The 20396-nt window shown below is 48.5% G+C and carries 18 protein-coding genes; 6 read left to right on the plus strand and 12 right to left on the minus strand.

The window, feature by feature from the left end; all coding sequences use genetic code 11:
• Positions 1-186: 186 nt before the first annotated feature.
• The 3 genes from FCL47_RS03485 (at position 187) to FCL47_RS03495 (ending at position 5470) form a co-directional block, all read left to right on the plus strand.
• A complete protein-coding gene (locus FCL47_RS03485; protein WP_167496343.1) occupies positions 187-2553 on the plus strand; it encodes an SLC13 family permease in 2367 nt (788 codons plus the stop codon).
• Between the two features lie 150 nt (positions 2554-2703).
• On the plus strand, positions 2704-3183 hold the full coding sequence (locus FCL47_RS03490) for a hypothetical protein (protein WP_240744116.1): 480 nt from the start codon (positions 2704-2706) through the stop codon (positions 3181-3183).
• Between the two features lie 109 nt (positions 3184-3292).
• The gene (locus tag FCL47_RS03495) at positions 3293-5470 is read left to right on the plus strand and encodes an acetate--CoA ligase family protein (RefSeq protein WP_136812048.1); all 2178 of its coding nucleotides are present in this window, start codon (positions 3293-3295) and stop codon (positions 5468-5470) included.
• A gap of 256 nt (positions 5471-5726) precedes the next feature.
• Here the strand turns inward: FCL47_RS03495 and FCL47_RS03500 are convergent, their stop codons facing one another.
• From FCL47_RS03500 to FCL47_RS03545, 10 genes are all read right to left on the minus strand, one after another.
• Complete coding sequence (locus tag FCL47_RS03500) at positions 5727-6608, minus strand: formate dehydrogenase subunit gamma (protein ID WP_136812049.1); 882 nt, start codon at positions 6606-6608, stop codon at positions 5727-5729.
• A 90-nt stretch (positions 6609-6698) separates the two neighbouring features.
• Positions 6699-7283: a formate dehydrogenase FDH3 subunit beta gene (gene fdh3B / locus FCL47_RS03505; RefSeq protein ID WP_136812050.1), complete on the minus strand. Its 585-nt coding sequence runs from the start codon at positions 7281-7283 to the stop codon at positions 6699-6701.
• A 27-nt stretch (positions 7284-7310) separates the two neighbouring features.
• A complete protein-coding gene (locus FCL47_RS03510; RefSeq protein WP_136812051.1) occupies positions 7311-10109 on the minus strand; it encodes a molybdopterin-dependent oxidoreductase in 2799 nt (932 codons plus the stop codon).
• Between the two features lie 85 nt (positions 10110-10194).
• A complete protein-coding gene (locus FCL47_RS03515) occupies positions 10195-10389 on the minus strand; it encodes a twin-arginine translocation signal domain-containing protein (protein WP_167496344.1) in 195 nt (64 codons plus the stop codon).
• Between the two features lie 73 nt (positions 10390-10462).
• Positions 10463-11080 carry a molecular chaperone gene (locus FCL47_RS03520; protein ID WP_136812053.1) on the minus strand — a complete coding sequence of 206 codons (618 nt, stop codon included), beginning with the start codon at positions 11078-11080 and terminating at the stop codon, positions 10463-10465.
• A 2-nt stretch (positions 11081-11082) separates the two neighbouring features.
• A complete protein-coding gene (locus tag FCL47_RS03525) occupies positions 11083-12957 on the minus strand; it encodes a 4Fe-4S binding protein (RefSeq protein WP_136812054.1) in 1875 nt (624 codons plus the stop codon).
• A 533-nt stretch (positions 12958-13490) separates the two neighbouring features.
• On the minus strand, positions 13491-13781 hold the full coding sequence (locus FCL47_RS03530) for a putative quinol monooxygenase (RefSeq protein WP_136812055.1): 291 nt from the start codon (positions 13779-13781) through the stop codon (positions 13491-13493).
• A gap of 178 nt (positions 13782-13959) precedes the next feature.
• Complete coding sequence (gene gvpU / locus FCL47_RS03535) at positions 13960-14490, minus strand: gas vesicle accessory protein GvpU (protein ID WP_136812056.1); 531 nt, start codon at positions 14488-14490, stop codon at positions 13960-13962.
• A gap of 70 nt (positions 14491-14560) precedes the next feature.
• Positions 14561-15280: an enoyl-CoA hydratase/isomerase family protein gene (locus FCL47_RS03540; protein ID WP_136812057.1), complete on the minus strand. Its 720-nt coding sequence runs from the start codon at positions 15278-15280 to the stop codon at positions 14561-14563.
• An 82-nt stretch (positions 15281-15362) separates the two neighbouring features.
• On the minus strand, positions 15363-16190 hold the full coding sequence (locus tag FCL47_RS03545) for a crotonase/enoyl-CoA hydratase family protein (protein WP_205747200.1): 828 nt from the start codon (positions 16188-16190) through the stop codon (positions 15363-15365).
• Positions 16191-16583: 393 nt separating this feature from the next.
• Here FCL47_RS03545 and FCL47_RS03550 point away from each other — a divergent pair, with 393 nt between their 5' ends.
• The 3 genes from FCL47_RS03550 (at position 16584) to FCL47_RS03560 (ending at position 19438) form a co-directional block, all read left to right on the plus strand.
• Positions 16584-17498: a homocysteine S-methyltransferase family protein gene (locus FCL47_RS03550; protein ID WP_136812059.1), complete on the plus strand. Its 915-nt coding sequence runs from the start codon at positions 16584-16586 to the stop codon at positions 17496-17498.
• A gap of 312 nt (positions 17499-17810) precedes the next feature.
• Positions 17811-18137, plus strand: a complete 327-nt coding sequence (locus tag FCL47_RS03555; protein ID WP_136812060.1) for a PilZ domain-containing protein — start codon at positions 17811-17813, stop codon at positions 18135-18137.
• Positions 18138-18229: 92 nt separating this feature from the next.
• Positions 18230-19438, plus strand: coding sequence for an EAL and HDOD domain-containing protein (locus FCL47_RS03560; RefSeq protein WP_136812061.1), 1209 nt, complete (start codon positions 18230-18232; stop codon positions 19436-19438).
• A 103-nt stretch (positions 19439-19541) separates the two neighbouring features.
• Here the strand turns inward: FCL47_RS03560 and FCL47_RS03565 are convergent, their stop codons facing one another.
• Positions 19542-20168, minus strand: a complete 627-nt coding sequence (locus FCL47_RS03565) for an NF038143 family protein (RefSeq protein ID WP_136812062.1) — start codon at positions 20166-20168, stop codon at positions 19542-19544.
• Complete coding sequence (locus FCL47_RS03570) at positions 20158-20394, minus strand: hypothetical protein (protein WP_205747201.1); 237 nt, start codon at positions 20392-20394, stop codon at positions 20158-20160. Before FCL47_RS03570 ends, FCL47_RS03565 begins: the two co-directional genes overlap by 11 nt.
• Positions 20395-20396: the final 2 nt, after the last annotated feature.

Genomic DNA, 20396 nt, shown 5'->3' on the forward strand with positions numbered 1-20396 from the left:
CGCAATAATGAAAACCAGGCCACCCCCTTAGTGGAAAACAAAGGCCCCGATGAACCGGATCCAATGGGCCAGTTATTGGCTCGGTCGTAAAAAAAATTGCCATAGCTGTCCTGAATGGATAGGTTTGCTACATCAAATGAGTTGATCCCTTACCGAAAAAGTGAAAATTATCAGGAGAGCGATAGAATGACCCCGGAAATACTTCTGGTCCTCGGAATTCTTCTTGCCGTAATCGGTGTACTCGTCACTGAGGTCATGCCCCTTGAGGTCCTGGCGATGCTGGTTCTCGGGATACTGGCCGTCACCGGGCTGGTGAGTCCGACTGAAGCCCTGGCAGGATTCAGCAATCCGGCGGTGGTAACCATTTGGGCCGTATTTATTCTGAGCGGCGGACTGACCCGCACCGGTATTGCCAATATTCTCGGACGAAACCTGCTGAAGGTCGCGGGAACCGGCGATACACGAATGATCCTGCTTATCATGGTAATTGCCGGCGGTCTGTCTGCCTTTATGAATAACGTGGCCGTGGCGGCGCTGATGCTGCCGGTGGTTATGGATATCGCCAGAAAGACCGATAAATCACCGTCGATTTTGTTGATGCCCCTGGCCTTTGGCTCCCTGCTCGGCGGACTCACCACCATGATCGGCACCCCGCCCAATATCCTGGTCAGCGAAGCACTGCGTACCAATGGTCTTACGCCATTCGGCCTTTTTGATTTTACGCCGGTGGGGCTGATCGTGATGGTCGTCGGCATGCTGTTTATGACTTTTGTCGGCATTCGATTCCTGCCGCAACGCTCCCCGTTTGCCTCTGGCCAGAAAGACGAAAAACAGATCATAAGCCAATACCGTATCCAGGAACGGCTGTTCAGAATACGCATTCCGAAAAAATCCGCCCTGGTTGGCCACACCCTCGCCTCAAGCCATCTCGGCTCCAGGCTCGGCCTCAATGTCATTGGTATCAATCGAGGCCGACAGACCTCGCTTGCCCCGGATGGTTCAGAAAAAATTCAGCCGGATGACGAACTCATTGTCGAAGGCCGCCTTGATCGAATTCAGGAGATGAACAACTGGGGACAGTTGTTGTCGGAAAACATCGGGCCGGACAAGCACGCCCTGCTGGGCTGTGGTATGCAGGTAGCCGAGGTACAGCTTTCCGGGAACAGTCCGTGGCTTGGCAAGACGCTTTCCGAATTGGGCTTTCGCAACCGGTATGGTTTAAATGTGCTGAAGATTTTACGCATTGATCGGGAAATCAGCTTAAATATCAAATCCCTGCAGCTGAACGCCGGGGATGTGCTGGTCGTGCACGGACCAGTTGCCAATATTGATAAGCTGGCGGCAGAAGACACCATTTTGCCGCCGGTTGTGCTCGATGCCGCGGAAGTGACGGAGAAGTACGAAAGGGAAAAAAAGGTTCGTCTGTTCAGCATCCCCAATACCTCTCGATTGCTCGGCATGACCGTTTCTGAGAGCTGCCTTGGGGATGCTCTAGATGTGCAGATTCTGGCAATCATTCGCGAAGATAACAGCGCCGTGGTCCCGGCTTCAGAGGTGAAGTTTGAGCCGGGTGACAGGCTGGTGGTATCCGGCATGTCCGATCTGGTGGGAGTCATGCTCATGCAGGGGCTTGAAGCGGTTTTCGATAAAGATCAGGCGGGAGTCGAAGATGTGTCAATCCTGCAAAGCGATACGGTGGGCCTGGTGGAGGTAATTCTCTCGCCGCATTCCGTTCTCGTTGGTCAGACGCTGCAGGAGATCAGTTTTCGTGAAAAATTCGGGCTTACCGTACTCGCGGTCTGGCGAAAGGGTGCGGTGATACGCACCGGGCTGCGTGATCTGCAGCTCCAGCTGGGCGATGCCCTGCTGTTGTTCGGCGACTGGAAAAAGCTGGCTATCCTGGGCCGAGAACCCGATTTTGTGGTACTTACCGAGAAAATGCAGGAAGCTGCCCGGGAGGAAAAAGCAAAAACCGCGCTTGCCATAATGGCAGCTGTGCTGCTGCCGGTTATTTTCGATTGGGTGCCAATATATATTGCCGTCGTCATCGGGGCCGCCGTTATGGTTTTGACGAAATGCCTGACAATGGAAGAAGCCTATCGCTATATAGAGTGGAAGGCTGTCTTTCTGATTGCAGGCATGTTGCCGCTTGGCGTGGCACTGGATAAAACCGGTGCGGCGTCGATGGTTGCCGAAAGTGTTATCGCCGTTCTGGGCCCATTCGGCCCCTACGGGGTTCTGTTCGGGCTGCTCAGCATTACTTTCATGGCCACCAGTATTATCCCGACCGCAGCCCTGGTGGTCCTGATGGTGCCTATCGCCCTCAAGACCTCCGCCGGGCTTGGTATATCGCCATACCCGTTGATGATGGGAATTGCCATGGCTGCTTCTTCAAGTTTTACCTCGCCCATCTCCCATCCGGCGAATGTGCTGGTCATGGGCCCGGGCGGCTATAAGTTCATGGACTATGTTAAAGTCGGGCTGCCCCTTACCTTAGTGATACTGGCCGTGCTGATGGTCATTATTCCGATCTTCTGGCCACTGGCGATGTAAGTCTTCTTTGATCATTAGTCCTGTCGATTGGTTATATGCGAAAAAAATGTTTATATAATTACAGAATATACTATTAATACTATTCACCTATCACAGAGAGACAGCATCGCAGGCTGTTCTAAAATGGGAAAAAGGGGGTTAAACGACCATATGCTGAACATGTTACCGGAAAACGAGGCTCTCGCGCCAGCCGTGGAAACCATCAAAAGCATCATCAGTCTCTTAGCCACGTGCGTTGGCCTTGTCGTTATCGTCATAGGTCTCAAATATGCGACGGATATACTGCAAATCATTTTCACCATACTGCAATCCCCATCGTATCTGACCGATCCCATTCGTCAGATGGCCGACGTCATCGGTGGCAGTGCCTTCGATCAGCGATGGGAAAGCAGATCCGTCTTTGTGGCGAACATGTTATCCCTGACTGTTTATTTCTGCGGAATTCTCTTGTGTGCCTGGCTGACCCTGGCAATAATGAATACCGGCGCGAAGATCGTATCCTTGACCGCAGGGGATCGAGACGCCGTAAAAAAGCTCCTCCAGACTGCATTCGGCAAAAGACTGCAGCCAAAAGCTGCGGCAGTAAAAAACGAGAACAAGACCCGCGACATCTCGCGCCCCCAATCCTGACACCCCACTACAAGGGGCGGTACTCTCTGTAGTCCCCCCCTGTGGAAAACAAGTGCCTTGTCCAGGACACAACTTTTTTCCCCCGTCTTTTCATCAAAAGGATTAATACATGAAAAGTCTCAGCGAATCAGAATCAAAACAGCTTCTTGCCGGTTATGACGTGCCGGTTGTAAAAGAAATAATTGCCGGCAACATAGAAGATGCAGTTCAAGCTGCAGGCGAGTTGAATTTTCCGGTTGTCTTGAAGGGACACGGCGCAAAACTTACCCATAAAAGCGATCGAGGATTAGTCCGCCTCGGATTATCTACTGCGGAGCAGGTCCGGGACGCGGCACAAGAGATCCAGGCATCAGCGGGTAAAGATCTGGAAGGGTATTTAATCCAGCCCATGCTAACCGGCAAACGTGAGTTTGTCGCAGGGGTACTGCGAGATCCTGTGTTCGGCCCAATTGTGATGTTCGGACTTGGGGGAGTGTTTACCGAGGCGTTGGATGATGTGGTCTTCAGAGCTGCGCCCATCGACGAAATTGAAGCCGAAACCATGCTTGACGAGATCAAATCCGCTCAACTTTTAGGCGAATTTCGCGGGGAGAAGATGGCCGACAGGAAAGCCCTGATTGCTTGTCTGCTCGGGCTTTCGAGACTTGCAATGGAGCGGCCGGACGTTGCCGAGGTTGACATTAATCCGCTGCTGGTTGGCCGGGACGGTCGGGTATGTGCTGTTGATGCACTGGTCGTGCTGGCAGAGCGGACGCCGGAGAGACATCGTCCCGTTATATCTCCTGCGCTGATTGGTGATATCTTTCATCCCGGGTCAATTGCCTTTATCGGTGCCTCAAGCGTATTTGGCAAATGGGGGCAGTCATTACCGGCCAATCTTTTGGCTCATGGATACAAGGGAGATGTCTATCTGATTAATTCCAAGGGCGGAACGCAGTGGGGACGACCTGTATATAAAAGCATATCGGAGGTTCCAGGCCCGGTTGATCTGGCGGTTGTCACTATCCCTGCGGCATTGGTGCGCGGTTTGATAAAAGATTTGCAACAAAAGGGCGTAAAGTCTGTTCTGCTGATATCTTCCGGCTTTTCCGAGACGGGAGAAGATGGCAAAATTCTGGAGAATCAACTGCTTCAGGACGCACGTGATGCGGGGATTGTCTTTCTTGGCCCCAATACAATGGGCATCCAGAATCCTCACGCGAACATCATCTTAACCGGGGTCCATGTTGGGCCGAAGCCGGGCAGTACTGCACTGATATCGCAATCCGGCAATATGGGGGTGCAGCTGCTGAGTTTTGCCGATTCTCAGGGACTGGGAATCAGAGCGTTCGGCGGAAGTGGCAATGAGGCGATGGTTGCCATAGAGGATTTTATGGAAGCCTTTGAGGTGGATGAACTGACCAGGACGGTCCTTCTCTATCTTGAGAGTGTCAAAGACGGGAAAAGATTTTTTGAATCGGCACGCCGGGTCGGCCGGAAAAAACCGGTAATCGTCCTGAAGGGCGGGAGAACCGAAGCTGGAGATCGTGCAGCGGCAAGCCACACCGGGGCAATGGCCGCAGACTTCAGATTATTCGAAGCGCTTTGTCAGCAAAATGGCGTGGTGACTGTTCATCAACCGGCGGATATGCTGGATGCCTCAATGGTGTTTTCTTCCTTGCCAATGCCCCAGGGTCGCAGGGTTGCCATCATGACCCTTGGCGGAGGATGGGGCGTCGTCACGAGTGATTTGTGCAGCGAGCAGAACCTGCTGGTAGAGCCGCTCAGTGAGGAAATAGTTGCGGTGCTCGATGGCATGCTCCCACCTTACTGGAGCCGCACAAACCCGGTTGATCTGGTTGGTGAAAATGACCTGGAACTGCCGATGAAAGCCATTGAAATATTAGCCGCCTGGGACGGTTGCGACGCTATTATACATCTGGGTATTTCGGGACGGGAATATCTGCTGGAGACCCTGCTGGAATCCGTCTGTACAGTCGACAAAGAGACTGATCCGAAAGCAGCTCAGCATATCCTGCAGGGTCTGCAGCAATGGGAGCATCAGTATATCAAGCATACGGTTGCCTTGATGGAGAAATACAGCAAACCAATTCTTGGGGTAACGCTGACTGCCGATCCTAAAAAACGGGCGATTTATGAGGTTGAAAACAGAAAATACAGTGGGGTTTTCTTCACCAGTCCCGAACGTGCCGTGAAAGCATTGGGGCATATGTGTGAATATCGTGATTTCCTGGCAAGGGAGTCCGCACGGGAGCGGAATAAAGCCGGGCATACCACCCGCTCCTGAGGGTATATTTTTTTGATTTTAACCTGTGCTGCATAAACCTGAATCGTTTATTTGATTTTTTTTTATCGCTAAATACAAAATGGATGATGTTTTGTAGAAAATTAAAAATATACGACACCTGCAAAACCCAGATCGATAAAGCAATGAACCCAATTGCTTTATCGATCGAACCAAGGAGATGTAATTCTGAGCAAAAGCCTCAGGGATCAACGTATCGCTCATATCGACCCTTGAAGGTCTTTCAGAATATACCAACTCACTGATATTTATAGAGACTGTGGAGAATATCCACCTCCTCTTTTGGCTTATATCCAGTTTTCATGCTGTGCAATGATCCGGCGACGGCAAATACCGACATATACACATGGGCCAGATAGAAGGCAAGTATTGCCATACCAAGACCATTATGGATAATGGCATACAGACGCACCGTATCCAGTGCGGTCGTGCCCATCCCCCAGATGATATAACCGGTATAGGCCATCACAACACCCCCAACGGTGGCCAACCAGAAGTACATTTTCTGCCCGGCATTGAATTTGCCGGCGGGCACCGGTTTTTTCTTTTTACTCAGATAGCCCCCAAGCATACATATCCAGGCAATGTCATGGAGCCGAGGCAGCATGTCCTTGAACCACATGGTAAGCATCACCAATGCCGGAAGAACAAAAACCAACGCCGCCCCAATATGCACGTATCTGGCTGTTCGAATCAACGCCCCGCCACCGAGATATGCTCCTAACACCATACTCAACCCGGTGATAGCCAGCAGAGAAAAACTGACTGCTGCAAAAAAATGGACAATTCTTGTAAACAGAGGAAAGAACAATATCTGCTCACCTTCATGATCGAAATGCATAGCCCCGATAACCAGATAGTGCAGCAAAAACACTCCAGGAATTGCGGTAATTATGACCAGAAAGATTTTCCAGAACCATTGGCCCTGCAGGGTGGTGAACAGCTCGCCGTATCCCTGCCAGTTGCCGGTGATTGTGCCGATAAGTGTTTGATAATAATCGGCCGATGACCCCGTCGAGAGACCTGCGAGAACCTGGCCCTCCCGGGCGGAAACAATAACAACGACTCCTGCCACAAGAAGACCTGTGAGCAGAAACACACATCGAAAAAATTTCTGCATAGTGAGCTCCAGATAAAGGATACCCCAACCTCTCTCTGCTGTTCATACAAGGCTGGGGTGTTCAGGTATGCATAAGGCATTTTTTATTTGTTATTTTTTATATGCCCTGTCCCAACCCCAGGCATTGGCGCCGGAACCGCGCTGGAAGACACGTTCACGATAAACATCCGCAACCACATCTGCATCACCAGCCAGCAGTGCCTTTGTTGCGCACATTCCGGCGCAGAGGGGCACCTTACCCTCGGCAATACGGTTCTGGCCATAAAGTCTTTTCTCTTCATCGCTGAACGTTTCCTCCGGACCGCCGGCGCAAAAGGTGCATTTGTCCATGGCTCCTCTGGCTCCAAACACGTTCCCTGCCGGGAACTGTGGAGCGCCGAAGGGACAGGCCATAAAACAATAACCGCAACCAATACAGGTTTTCTTATTCACCAAGACTATCCCATCGGCGCGTTGATAGATTGCATCAACGGGACAGACGGCGATACAGGGTGCATCAGCGCAGTGCATACAGGAGATTGAAATGGATTTTTCCCCGGGCTCCCCCTCCTTTAACGTAACAACCCGGCGGCGGTTAACACCAACAGGAATATGATTCCCTTCCTTACAGGCTACAACGCAACCACCGCAATCAATACAGCGCTCAACGTCACATAAGAATTTCATTCTTGCCATTATTTATTCCTCCTCATCCGGCGTAAATCAAGCACGAGTGACCTTACACAGACCATCTTTAGTAGCCTGCATCTGAGTGACTATGTCATATCCATAATTGGTGACAGTATTGGCCGGATCACCAACCGTAAAAGGTGCATGTCCATCAGGATAATCTTTAACATAGGACTCACCCATCAGAGTGCCGGCAAAATGGAATGGCATAAAGATCGTTTTTTCATCTACACGCTTTGAGAACTTGGCCTTGACTTTAATTTTTGCGCCTTCAGGGGACTCAATTATCACCATGTCACCTTTGCGAATTCCAAGATTATTGGCCAGACGTGGATTAATCTCAACGTACATTTCCGGTTGCAGTTCGGCGAGATATTTGTTGCTTCTCGTCTCGGCACCACCACCCATATGTTCAACAACACGCCCCGTGGTTATAACAATAGGATAATTTTTTACCAGATCGGGATTCTGTTCACTTTCATACTTAGTAAAGACCCTGAAGTGATTGGCCAAATCTTTATAGGTCGGGTATTTTGCAATCAGATCCGGACGCGGTGAATGCAGGGGTTCACGATGGATTGGAACCTTATCCGGAAAATTCCAGACGACGCAACGGGCACGAGCATTACCAAACGGTGCCATTCCCCGGGCAATGGCATCTTTTAAGGTCTTCTGGGAAAGGTCGGTCTTCCAGTTGGTACCGGGAACAACGTCCTTGAACTCAGGATATCCCCCTTCAACTTCACTACCGGGATTATAAACACCTGCTGCGGCCAGTTGATTTTCAGTGCGACCGCTGCTTTCATATGTCCTTTCTTCACCAAATCGATTACGGAAGGGCAGACCACCTTCAGCAACCGGTTTGGATATATCATAGAGTATCGGCGTCCCCGGGTGCTCTGTGGTCCAGCAGGGCCAGGGCATGCCATAATAATCGCCATCACATGGGCCGCCTTTTGCCTGCAGATCATCAACGTCGAAGGTGTGCCAGTTCTCCATATGTTTTTTTATACGCTCAGGCGTCTGGCCATTATAACCGATAGTCAAAGAACCTGAACCTAGTTCACGCGTTATATCCTCTGGAGTCTGTTTGATATTTTTATAAAACTTATCGGCAAAACCAAGTTTTTTTACCAGCAATTCCATGATCTGGTAATCGTCTTTACTGTCGTAGATTGGATCGACCACTTTATTGCGCCACTGAATCTGGCGTGATGTGGACGTCACTGAACCCGACGTTTCATACTGGCTTGTGCCCGGGAGGATATATACGTTGTCGGTTTTCGTAACCGCAGCAGCAATAGTCGGGAATGGGTCTACGATTACCAGCAATTCAAGCTTATTTAATGCCCTGACCACCCTGTTGTACTGGGAATTCGAATTAGACCCGCAACCCCATTGAATCATAGCCTTAATTGGCGTAGGAGATTCAATTTTCTCTTCATTCAGCACACCTTCATACCACCTGGCCAGAGTGAAACCTTTCTCGTTCATCCATTTTTTTTCCGGAAAACGCCCAACCATCCAGTCGTAGTCAACATCCCATACTTTACACCAGTGTTTCCATGCACCATCAGTAAGACCGTAATAGGCTGGTAGATTATCTGACAGAACACACATGTCGGTTGCTCCCTGGACATTGTCATGACCACGGAAAATATTGGTGCCGCCACCCGATTTGCCCATATTACCAAGAACGAGTTGCAGGATACAGAAAGCCCGGGTAACAGAGGAGCCGATTGAATGCTGGGTCCCCCCCATGCACCAGGTCAGACTGGTAGGTCTGTTGGTCGCGAGTATTTCTGCAATCCTGGTAACCTCTGACGCTGGAATACCGGTAATATCCTCCACAACTTCCGGCGTGTAATGCAGGGCGACCGCAGCCATCTCCGGATATCCGGAAACTCTGGTTCTAATGAACTCTTTGTCCTCCCAGCCGTTGGTAATTACCGCGTTGACAAGTCCCATGATAAACGCTGTATCTGTACCAGGTCGAATACGAACATAGTCGGTTCCTTTGGCGGCGAGCTTAGTAAACCGTGGGTCAACGACGATAAGCGGCGCATTGTTTACTTCTTTTGCATGGAGGATATGCTGCATGGCAATGGGATGCGCCTCAGGAGCATTCGATCCGATAAAAATCATGCTTTTGGTATGCCTGATATCGTTCAGGCTGTTGGTCATTGCCCCGTACCCCCAGGTATTGGCAACACCAGCTACTGTTGTGGAGTGACAGATACGGGCCTGGTGGTCAACGTTGTTTGACCCCCAGAAGGCCGCAAATTTTCTCTGCAGATAGGCCATCTCATTTGAGACCTTGGCGCTGCCATTAAAATGCAGAGCATCCGGGCCATCCTTTGCACGCAGATCAAGCAACTTTGCACTAATCTGGTCCAGAGCCTGATCCCAGGAAATGGCCGTCCATTTCCCGTTTACTCGTTTCAGGGGTTGTTTCAGCCGTTTTTCACTGGTTACCATATCAATTGCCCCGGCACCTTTACAGCAATGAGACCCTCGTGAAACGGGATGATCAGCAGCTATTTCCTGACGAACCCATACACCGTTTTGCACCTCAGCTTCAATACCGCAGCCTACCGCGCAGTATGTACAGATTGTTCTAATTTTTTCGGAACCGGCGTATGGTTCGCTCTTGCCGGAGGACGCATTGGCCTTACTGGTCATCCTGGTGGTCATGGCCACCCCGGTCAGAGCAGCAGTCGCCGCCGACAATTTAAGAAAAGATCGCCTGGCGACCTTGGGATTGAGAGTCACTCTGCGACCAGTGGATACCGCACTGCTCCCAGAGGATTTCTTTATTTTGCTCCTAGCCATTGATTTTTCTCCTTTTCGAGTAGAAAACTTCTTCGTGGCTGACAGTCTCTAACCCATCAATCTTCCGGCAAACCTCACTGGCGGCTCATGATCGCAGGGTTTTGTAGTATTTCTTAAAATTTTCACTTTCATAGTAAAGTGTTTCATCTACGTTATTGGGCGTCGATACAGGCTTTGCTTTCACAGGTTTGACAATGGCCGCAATCCCAACCACAGCTGCTGTACCAGCCAGGATGTGCTTGAGGAATGAACGCCGTTTATCCTCTTCTTTTTTCATCATAAACCCTCCTGTTCTTTCCATTATCCTTCAGGGACGCTCCTTTACTCCGGAGATGGTGGAGCGCAAACTAAAACTACATTGAAACAACCAACTTCTTTTCCAGCTCGAGATAGCTGCCAAGAACCCGGCAGCATAAATAATAAAAATCGGCATGCTCATTATCTTGCAGAGTCACAGTAAATTTCTCAATGAAGGGTTCAAGAAACTCTTCAACCAGTCTCCCCTGAAGTTGCCTCATTCTCTCCCCATTACTGCCCTTTTCCTCTTCGATAAGAGAGGCAAAGATATCAAGCATAACAACCAGAGAATCTTCCGGGTCCGTTACCCCTACGTCTTTTTGTACTCCCGCCTCATGCATCAAACCGCGAATATCGACAAGAGCCTGATCGTAATTGCGGCCATTCAAATAATACGATGCAGTTATTTCCACCAGGCCGTCATCAAAGGGATTGACAAAAAGTTTATTATATTCTTCCTGTAGTTCTTTGAGCGTTTTATTATTTAAGGCTCGTGAAATTTCTTTAACAGCATTATCGAAACGGGGGCTGACCTGCTCCATAGCGAGTGCAGAAAAAATACTGCGCCAGCGACTCATCATTTCCGCATCAGGCTCCGCCGCGAAAAAAGATTTGATAAGATCGAGAAAGCGAAAACGTACCCGAAAGAGATCCCGTTCGTTCAACTCATTCATAATTATACCGACTCAAAGAGTTTCACGACCCGGCAAGTGTCGCAATATTCAAAATGACTTGTATCAACTGTTTCTTTTTGGGATAAAATGGCCATGACCCGATCAAAGCTCTTTTTGGTGCCAAATACCTTACCACATCTTTTACAGGCCATTGGTTCAGCTTTGGCCAGTTCAGTTGGCGTAAAAAAGTCACCACTCAGGGTAAATTCATGGGAGATAGTCAATGCGTTCTCCGGACATATAGCTACACAAAGCCCACATCCAACACACATGGCACTCAGGTGATTCAAGGTGAGCTGCTGCTGGTCAGCTCGCATGGCCTCGATGCGGCAGTCGTGTAAACATGCCAGACATTGCGTGCACCGTTCAGTATTGCAACGCACAGTGGCAAAAGGTATGAATCCTTCTGGCCGCATGGTTACCTCGCGACCGCTGTTTTTAACCAGCACCTCAAGGGCCATTGCAAGTGAGTGCCTGCGGTTGACAAAACTATAATTTTTCTGAACACTGCCAAAGCTTTCGGCAAGTGATACTGCCATGACGGAATCGAAATCATGCAGGCTGACACGCACCACCGCATCCTCTATATCGTAGAGTCGGCTCAGCATTTCGTTGGCGAGGTCAATCTGCTTTTCATATGCGGATATGCCGTGTTCATAACCATCGTCTTCCAGAACTACGATCCGTCTCGCGCCCTGACTCAAGAGAAACATGAAGTGAAAAAGGGAAAGGCTTTGCACCGTGTCGTATTGCAGGAACAACACTTTTTCGCGTCTCTTGCCATGCTGTCGCCACCATAGACGGTGCATATTTTTTTCGTCGCCGATTATTACAGTTCCGTCTTTGGGAATAATCACCTTGCGAAAATAGTCGACAAAAGAGGCATCATCAAAGCGTTCGTTCTGCAGTGCACCCGTCGGACAGGCGGCAACACAGGCTCCACACTCTGCACATTTGCATGAATCTACGGTTACTCCTCTCGAGTCCTGTACTATTGCCGCATGAGGACAGTTGGACAAACAAAGGTCACAGCCACGCCCAAGATTTGCGTTAAACTGACAGAGTGCATTGTTGCAGGTAACAACCTCATCAACCTGGCAAGGAAAAAGGGTAGCAAAATAATCGGGCAGGATTTCTTCATAAAAAACGTTTTCAAACCCTGCCGGCAGCTCCACCCCTAATTCCCCAAGTATGATGAGTGCAGGCACTTCAGCAACTTTGTTCAAGACACTATGGACATCAATTGCCTTTGTTGTGCAGACCTTTTCACACTCTTTGCAGAAGGTGCAGATATCGTAATTGACAAACAGCCTCTCAGAGATGCACTGTTCCGGGCAGGCTGGACCGCAGTCGCCGCAGTAGGTGCATAGCTCGAAGTTAATGGGTGAGCGAACTTGAAATTCAAGATGGCATTTGGGTCCATGATTGTAAATATTCAGCTCTGTCGCCGTCGATATTTCGGGGTGATAGCCTTTTACCAGCAAGGGCTCAATGTCTAATACACCGCCGTAGGTCTCGAGAAAATTATTCAATTTTTCCGCGCTATCGCCGATAACACAGACGCGGTTATCAGCCTCCACAGTATAACTGCGATAATGCACCTTATTTTTGCGGAACAGTTCTGCCCGGGCTATTGCTGATAACTTCCCGGCGCTTAACGTAGTCAGGGCATGATTGAGCTGAAGCGTTGCTGACAAAGGGAATTTACTATCCGGAGTGTTTGCAGAAAAGCCCCCGGCAAGGAGAATGTTTTTGCCCGCCAGATCAGAAGAAAAATATTTCCCCTGACCGGGATGGAGCTTGACCTCGGTAATTTCGAACTCGGATCCACTCGAACCATCCTGGACAAGCAAACACGTAGAAAAGAGTTTACGCATGGAATTCTCAACCTTTGCCTCGTGTAACGCAGGATTTATCCCGCCAAGACACTTACTCCCCTCAAGGGGGTACTCAACTGAGCACCCGACAGGCGAGTATTAAAAAGAATCCCGGCTTATTTCCCGATTGCCGGGGTTAGGTTCAGAAAACTACAACACAGAAATTGCTGCAAGGTGATGGTGATAAGTCATTACTATCTAAGGTATTCCTAAAATAAAACGACCATCGGGGCGAACTTTGCCCAACGCAGAGATTTCAGGCTACCCTTTCATCCTAGATTTTACAACTTTTTTATTCCCCATAAGGGTACCCTTCGAGATCAATCTTTGCGGGGGGACAGGCAGCAAAAACAGAGCAATTTTCTCATGTTTCCGGCAACAGCACCCCACAGCAGGCAATCCAAGCGTCTGCAAATCATTACATAATGAAAGGTGAGCTCCGCTTATTGTTCTCTGGAAAACCTGACGAGAGTCAGGTTAAGGCTTGTTAAACAGAATTTTTTCTTTGCCAGCCGTTTCTTTGGTCGTCGCGCTTATATTATGTCCATACCGATAGACTGTATAATTTGCAGGGACTCCACAAGGAGGTATTGAAGACCGAAGAGCACAACCATGAACTTTGATTTTTTATATTCTCCACGGTCTTTTTCAGTTGCCCACTCTGCAGTGAGATAGAGGATTTCTTTATCATTCACGTCCTCACAAACCTCAGCTCTCAAGCACCCTTCAGATTTGAGAGTTAGCGCAGTGAGGCTATTGATGGTTTGCAATACCTCTTTTTTATTTTTCGAATGGGGATGTATTTTAATAATAGTTGTGATCATCACTCCACCTAAATGTACCTTTGCAATAAAAAATTATACCTCCCTGACGACATTTTCCTCGATGTAGAAGATTTCCCAAAACATGTCGGACATTGTCTGGAAAACTCTCTACCTTTGCATAAGACGTGCTGTGCTCCTGTTTTTTCTACTTATTCGAATTCTCGTTCATCACCTGACCTTATTTGACTAATCTGCCTGGGGTAAAACCTTGCACCTCTGAAAGCCGGCCTCTCCACCAGATTCCTGAGCTGTCAGAGATGGGTTTGCCCTGCCTGTCGGAAAAAACCGCATTTTTAAGGTGAATGTAGGAAGGAGTCTCGGTCTTTTCTGAAGGTGAGACACAACTACATTGATCACCAATCTTCTTAAATGTTTCTCTTACCTCTTCAGAATTTTTTCCGGAATCGAAGGGACTGGCAAAATGTGCACTGAGTTCATCAAAGTATTGTCTCACGCCTACCAGCGTTCCCGAGATCAAAGTTCCCCCAACCGTGAGTGTTACCTCCAGGTCAAATCGATTTTTGTTAGCCAGGTTCACCAGGAATTGAAGGAACCAGTCTTTCAAGGGTGCGCCGTCTGTTGTGGATACGTTTTGTCCATTTACCATGTGAGCCTCCCATGCGTTATATTTCGAACTGCAGTACCTGTCTATAGGTGGTTGATCTCCATCTCTTATAAGGTAAGTATGACGAATCTCAATTCCAGACATGCCCCCTCATTTGCAGTACATTACAGCAAGATTGTAACGTTGTTACAGCGATGGCCAATATAGAGCAAGTCTAACGCATCATCAAATTCAACGGTTCGATATATTCTGGATCTTCCTCGTCAATGACCCGGATGATTGCTTTATGCTTCCGTTTTTTCAATTCACCGAATATGGGCCGTTGTTTTTTAAAGGTACCGGCATAGGCCATTGCCTGTTCCAGCAGTTCTTGCCGGTTTTCGCTGGCACTGACAATAACATTCCTCAGTTCAAGTTCTGTTGCAGTCAGGCGCCTTCCGGATAACAACATGTCATTAAAAAGACTTTCAGGAACTGCTTTCTTGACAAACGCAAGCATTCCAGGCAGAAAAGGTATATTGACATCCACTTCCGGAAAGCAAAAGAAGCCTTTATCTTTTCTCATGAATCTGAAGTCACAGGCGCAGGACAAAATAGCACCATTGCCGAAAGCGTGACCATTGATGGCTGCAATTACCGGTAAAGGCATCAGCAGAAGGCGCTTAAAAACAGTGTTCATCCCATACATAAAGGTCTTGATGGAAGCAAAATCCTGTTCGGTAAGTTTTTGTTGCAACCATTCCACATCAATTCCCTGGGAAAAATTCTTTTCGTCGGAAGAGGTCAGCACAATGGAAAAAACAGTATTATCCTCGAGAATCTGATCCAGGCACTGGTTCATCTGCTCGGCAAATGCCAGATTCTGGCGATTGGCCTCGTTGCACATTGTAATTACCGCGATATCATTTTGTTTTTCCCATTGAATGATTTTCATATATAACCCCTTGTTCTATTTTTATTTTCAGGTTGAAGATTCAGCTCAAAAAGATCGCATATCTTTACCCGTTGGATACGCTTTACGATGAAAACCTCTTGAAACTTCCACGGGTCATAAACGGTTTTGGCTCTTTTTCCTTGTTCAACGCATTATACATGGCGATGCGTTGATTTTTTCCGGCAAAAAGGCGAAGCTGCGTCAGCCTTTCCCATAAAAGAGCCATTCGTGTGTCCTTCTTCCATGTTTTCTTGAACAGAAATTTTGTCGCCGCAATTGCGTCAGGACTTTTTTCGCAGATGACCCGGGCCAATGCTTCTGCGTCGACAAAGGGGGTCGCACTCACCTTACTGATTAAGCCATATTCAGCACCTTCCTGACCGGAAAAAAAACGGCCGGTCATGGTTAACTCCTGGGCAATATCCACCCTGGTGAGCCGTGATAGTGTTACCATGCCGCTCATATCCGGGATAAGCCCCCATTTCATTTCAAGGATAGAGAGCTGTGCGCTCGGCTCGGCAATTCGATAGTCACAGGCCAGAATGATCTGCATGCCTCCGCCAAAACAATTGCCGTGTACAACGGCAATGACGGGGACGGGCAGTTCCCGCCAGACGTGAGCCGCCCGCTGGAATGTGTTTGCCTTTGACCAGGGAAATTTACTAAAAAATTTCGGGACCATAAATGGGTGCTTTGCCACATACCCAAAATCCAGACCTGCACAAAATGAAGGCCCATTGCCCTGGAGAATGACACACCGGATCGACTTGTCTTGTTTGATACATCGAGCTGTCCGGATAAGAGAGATCATCATGTCCTCATCCAAGCCGTTGTGTTTGTCTGGTCGATTCAATGACACATAGGCGATAGTATCGCGTACTTCAAGCTGCACATTTTCTGTCGTTTTCATGGGCGCAGAATACATATGATGGATGATTTTCTAACGTTTACGTTTACGTACGCATGGTACCATAATCATCACCGGGCAACTATGTTTTTTTTGGGGGGAGTGCATATGCAATGCCAGCAGGAGGTCCTGAATGAGAAGAATTCAACAAGCAAGAGACGATAAGACCCTTGGCAGAAGAGAATTCGGGAGTATAGCAGAAATAGCCCGGATGCACTTCCGATCTGTGCGATCAGGAAGTACCTTGAGCTCAGGGGGGGTTGTTGTGACCGTGAGAATACTTTACAGGAAAAGCTATCCGAAGAGAGACAACTACGTGTATAGTAGGGCGTTGAAAATCTTTAAATGTGTGGCTTTAAATATCAATCATCTGTTTTGTCACAAGGATGGCATGCCATGGAAAAGACTCATCATCCATCTCATATTACCCTTCTCGATGGAGGAATGGGGCGAGAGCTCTTGCGAATGGGAGCCCCGTTTCGACAGCCCGAATGGTCAGCTCTTTCCCTTATCGAGGCTCCTGATCTCGTCAGAAAAGCTCACGAATCTTTCGCTGCAGCGGGGAGTGACATCCTGACCACAAACAATTACGCCGTCGTTCCTTTTCATATAGGTGAAGAACGTTTTGCTGCTGAAGGAGCCAGGTTGACGGCCCTTGCAGGTCAACTTGCGCATCAGGCAGCATCGGTTTTCGGATGTCAAGTCGCAGGTTCACTACCGCCACTCTTCGGTTCATACAGGCCTGATCTGTTTATCCCCGAGCGGGCGCCGGCCTTGCTGAAAATAATCATTGATGCGCTGAGCCCTCATGTCGATCTCTGGCTGGCCGAAACCACGAGTTCTCTCGAGGAAGCTCAAGCGGTTGCCGACGCTCTTTCAGGCGACGATCGTCCATTATGGATTGCATTCACCCTTCTGGATGGCGAGGAATCACAAAAGAAGACCCCACGGCTTCGCTCGCATCAGACAGTTATCAGCGCGGTACATTCTGTTATCGAGTTCGGTGCGTCGGCCATTCTTTTTAATTGCAGTCAACCGGAAGTCATGGCAGCGGCAGTTGACACAGCAGTTCACGAGTTCAAGCGTCTTAAGGTCAATCTGCCGGTCGGAGTGTACGCTAATGCCTTTCCGCCCATGCAGAAAGATGCCCTGGCCAATGCCACCACGGAGGAGATTCGGCAAGATCTCGATCCAGCAGGATATCTGGATTTCGTTGATACCTGGTGTCGACTTGGTGCGACAATCATTGGCGGATGCTGCGGCATTGGACCTGAGCATATCGCAATTCTGCATGAGAGGCTGCAGGGATAATGAATTGCAATAGCTCCTTCTCTTCCAACTGTTGCCCACCCTTTCAGCGTTATTGTCAGTCGATTTGCCACGGTTGACTGTCAAGATGCCGGTTCGTGAACATCACCGTATTGCACCTCTGCCTCCCTGGTGCATATTTCAGGTCTTGTATTTGCAAGATGATGAGCCCTGTGATAGACCTAAGAGTAGATGCATCAACTCCGCTATTTTATATGCGGAAACTTTCTGTTATCACCACATGACAATATCGTGCCCCCGAGGATTCTTCCGCCCTGACATGGTATTTTCCTCAGGGTCAGCTTAAAAGTCAAAATGAAATCTAAACGACATGATTTGCGATTTCTCGCAGGCCATCACCCTGTGAGCTACAAGACTGCCGATGATGCCGGGGAAGCACTATTAGTTGACATCTCAGCTGGAGGTTGTGCTTTCAAACAGCTCAGCCTGCCGTTGGCGATGCACGAAAAGATTCTTGTTTCCATAGCGTTGCCCAGTGAAAGTTATGTTTTTCAGGCCCGGGGCATGGTGATGAGAGTCGAAGACGATGGGCGTACAGCCATAAAATTTACACTTGTTGAGCCAGAGGATCAAACGAAGATAAGAATGCATTTTGCGAGACTGAGGGCAAAGACCTCATAATATGCAGCGATGAACTCATTACCTGCACAATTGATCCTGTCTTCTTCAAATAAATCACTCAAAGGAAAGATCGGCATGCAGGCCCAAGGATCATGGAACAGTTTATAGCCCGACAACCGATACTGAATCTCAACAAGAGGCTTTACGGTTATGAGTTACTCTACCGCGGAGCACCGGGCAGAATGCTTGGTCAGGTGAGTGGCGAACAAGCAACTGCGGGTCTATTGACAAGCGCGTTTCTCACCGGCAACATAGACGTTATCTCAAATAATCGATTGTGCTTTGTTAACTTCACCACGGATTTGCTGGAAAAAAACCTGCCTTTGAGCTTTCCCAAGACGAAGATCGTCGTGGAAATTCTCGAAGATGTCAAACCTACTCCAAATATAATTTCTATCTGTCGTAATCTGAAAGAAAACGGCTATACCCTCGCTCTTGACGACTTTGTCTATCGCCGAGAACTCGAGCCGCTACTCGAATTGGTAAAGATAGTTAAAATCGACATTCGACTTACCCCGCTCAACACTCTTGTTCGCACCCTCAATCTTCTCAAGCATCACCAGGTAAAACTGCTCGCCGAAAAAGTCGAAACAGAGGAAGAGTTTGCACTCGCCAACCGCATGGGCTTTTCATATTTCCAGGGGTATTTTTTCTGTAAACCCCAAGGTATCAAAATTAAGGAGATATCATCGGTTAAGCTCAATTTACTCAGACTGCTGGCGGAGGTGACCAAAAAGGAAATCGAGCTGGAGCGGTTGCGCGAGATCATCTCTGCAGATGTTGCCATCACTTTCAAACTATTGCGGTTTTTAAATTCAGCCTATTATTACCTTCTCCAAAAAGTGCGGTCGGTGCAACACGGGGTTGCCTTACTTGGCGAAAGGGAACTGCGCCGTTTTTGTCTTCTGGTCATTATTTCGGAACTGGCCACAGAAAAACCCGACGAACTGGTTCGAGTGGTCCTCGTGCGGGCCAAATTTTGCGAACTGCTGGGAAATGCGGCGAATCTTCCAGAAAGCGATTGCGCGAATCTCTACATGACAGGCCTCTTCTCCCTGCTCGATGCAATGCTGGATTTACAGATGTCGGAGATACTGGAGAAACTGCCGATCAACGCTGCAGTGAAGGATACCTTGATGGGAAAAGAAAATATCTACATGACCTTTTTACGACTGTCCCAGGCTTTTGAAAAAAATGTGCCCCCTGGCCGCGAAAGCTCCTCTAACACATGTCTGCTCACAGAAGAACAGATCCAATCCTGCTACCTCGAAGCTGTCAAATATGCCAATTACCTGTCTTGAAGGAGGTCGTTAATATTGCACATCAAATGTCCGATTCCTTCATCAATTCCTAATTTGAAGATTTCTCCGGGAAATCTGGCTGAGTGGTTGTTCCCGGTAGCTATCAGGTAAAAAAGTTTTCAGCACTTTGCTTCTGCAAAGATCTCATGCCCTCTTTCATTGCCGCGGTAACCTGGCACAATGCGGTGCTGTCGCCATCGATTGTCTTTAGCAGGGCCAGATTGAATGCAGTTTCGGTCCTGTCTGCGTGCTGACAGAACTGCAGATAGCCCGACTTGTCTCGGTATCCAGAGTGCACCAGCTTATGGTAACTGTCGCCTTCAGCGTTCAGGAGCAACTGGAAATGTCCGGTAAGCACGGTCAACCATTCTTTGCACAAGGCGCGAGTTGTCTCCTGCATATCGTCAAACTGGTTAACCAGCACATCCACATTTACAGGTAAACAGCTTTCTGCCGCTGCGCAGGCCGCTTCGAGCGCCCTGCGCCGGGGAATGAGATAGTTTTCGGCAAAATCCTGCAGACCTTTCTCATACTCCTTTACTTTCCAGAAGTAGAACACAAAGAGAATCGGAATAAAGATCATCCACACTCGAGGCAGCGGTTTTTCGATAACATGCAATGCCAATTGCCGTGACGCGGCTTTCTCATACTCAAGAATGAGTTTCTTTTTCTCGCAAAGCCGGGATTTCTTCCCAGAAGAAATCGATGCAAATGTCTTTTTATCGCTCATCAAGAACCGTCTGCAGGTAGTTTTCTGCCTCTTTGACCTGTTCGACATCGGTGTAATAGTAACGAGTTGGGTCAATTCCGTTAACATCGAGATACTGCGACATCCTGTTGAGAACATCCACCGATTCAGTCATTAACGGCAAAAAAACATACACAAAGACCAGGCAAGCACTGAGGGATGCCGCGAATTTCGTGCACTTTTGTAACATGCTGGCTTCTTTTTTCATCA

The organism is Desulfopila sp. IMCC35006, assembly GCF_005116645.1.
Classification (GTDB): Bacteria; Desulfobacterota; Desulfobulbia; order Desulfobulbales; family Desulfocapsaceae; genus Desulforhopalus_A.

Coding starts and splice junctions, on each gene's coding strand:
- FCL47_RS03485 (WP_167496343.1), top strand. CDS start 187: ATGACCCCGGAAATACTTCTGGTCCTCGGAATTCTTCTTGCCGTAATC.
- FCL47_RS03490 (WP_240744116.1), top strand. CDS start 2,704: ATGCTGAACATGTTACCGGAAAACGAGGCTCTCGCGCCAGCCGTGGAA.
- FCL47_RS03495 (WP_136812048.1), top strand. CDS start 3,293: ATGAAAAGTCTCAGCGAATCAGAATCAAAACAGCTTCTTGCCGGTTAT.
- FCL47_RS03500 (WP_136812049.1), bottom strand. CDS start 6,608: ATGCAGAAATTTTTTCGATGTGTGTTTCTGCTCACAGGTCTTCTTGTG.
- fdh3B (WP_136812050.1), bottom strand. CDS start 7,283: ATGGCAAGAATGAAATTCTTATGTGACGTTGAGCGCTGTATTGATTGC.
- FCL47_RS03510 (WP_136812051.1), bottom strand. CDS start 10,109: ATGGCTAGGAGCAAAATAAAGAAATCCTCTGGGAGCAGTGCGGTATCC.
- FCL47_RS03515 (WP_167496344.1), bottom strand. CDS start 10,389: ATGATGAAAAAAGAAGAGGATAAACGGCGTTCATTCCTCAAGCACATC.
- FCL47_RS03520 (WP_136812053.1), bottom strand. CDS start 11,080: ATGAATGAGTTGAACGAACGGGATCTCTTTCGGGTACGTTTTCGCTTT.
- FCL47_RS03525 (WP_136812054.1), bottom strand. CDS start 12,957: ATGCGTAAACTCTTTTCTACGTGTTTGCTTGTCCAGGATGGTTCGAGT.
- FCL47_RS03530 (WP_136812055.1), bottom strand. CDS start 13,781: ATGATCACAACTATTATTAAAATACATCCCCATTCGAAAAATAAAAAA.
- gvpU (WP_136812056.1), bottom strand. CDS start 14,490: ATGTCTGGAATTGAGATTCGTCATACTTACCTTATAAGAGATGGAGAT.
- FCL47_RS03540 (WP_136812057.1), bottom strand. CDS start 15,280: ATGAAAATCATTCAATGGGAAAAACAAAATGATATCGCGGTAATTACA.
- FCL47_RS03545 (WP_205747200.1), bottom strand. CDS start 16,190: ATGAAAACGACAGAAAATGTGCAGCTTGAAGTACGCGATACTATCGCC.
- FCL47_RS03550 (WP_136812059.1), top strand. CDS start 16,584: ATGGAAAAGACTCATCATCCATCTCATATTACCCTTCTCGATGGAGGA.
- FCL47_RS03555 (WP_136812060.1), top strand. CDS start 17,811: ATGAAATCTAAACGACATGATTTGCGATTTCTCGCAGGCCATCACCCT.
- FCL47_RS03560 (WP_136812061.1), top strand. CDS start 18,230: ATGGAACAGTTTATAGCCCGACAACCGATACTGAATCTCAACAAGAGG.
- FCL47_RS03565 (WP_136812062.1), bottom strand. CDS start 20,168: ATGAGCGATAAAAAGACATTTGCATCGATTTCTTCTGGGAAGAAATCC.
- FCL47_RS03570 (WP_205747201.1), bottom strand. CDS start 20,394: ATGAAAAAAGAAGCCAGCATGTTACAAAAGTGCACGAAATTCGCGGCA.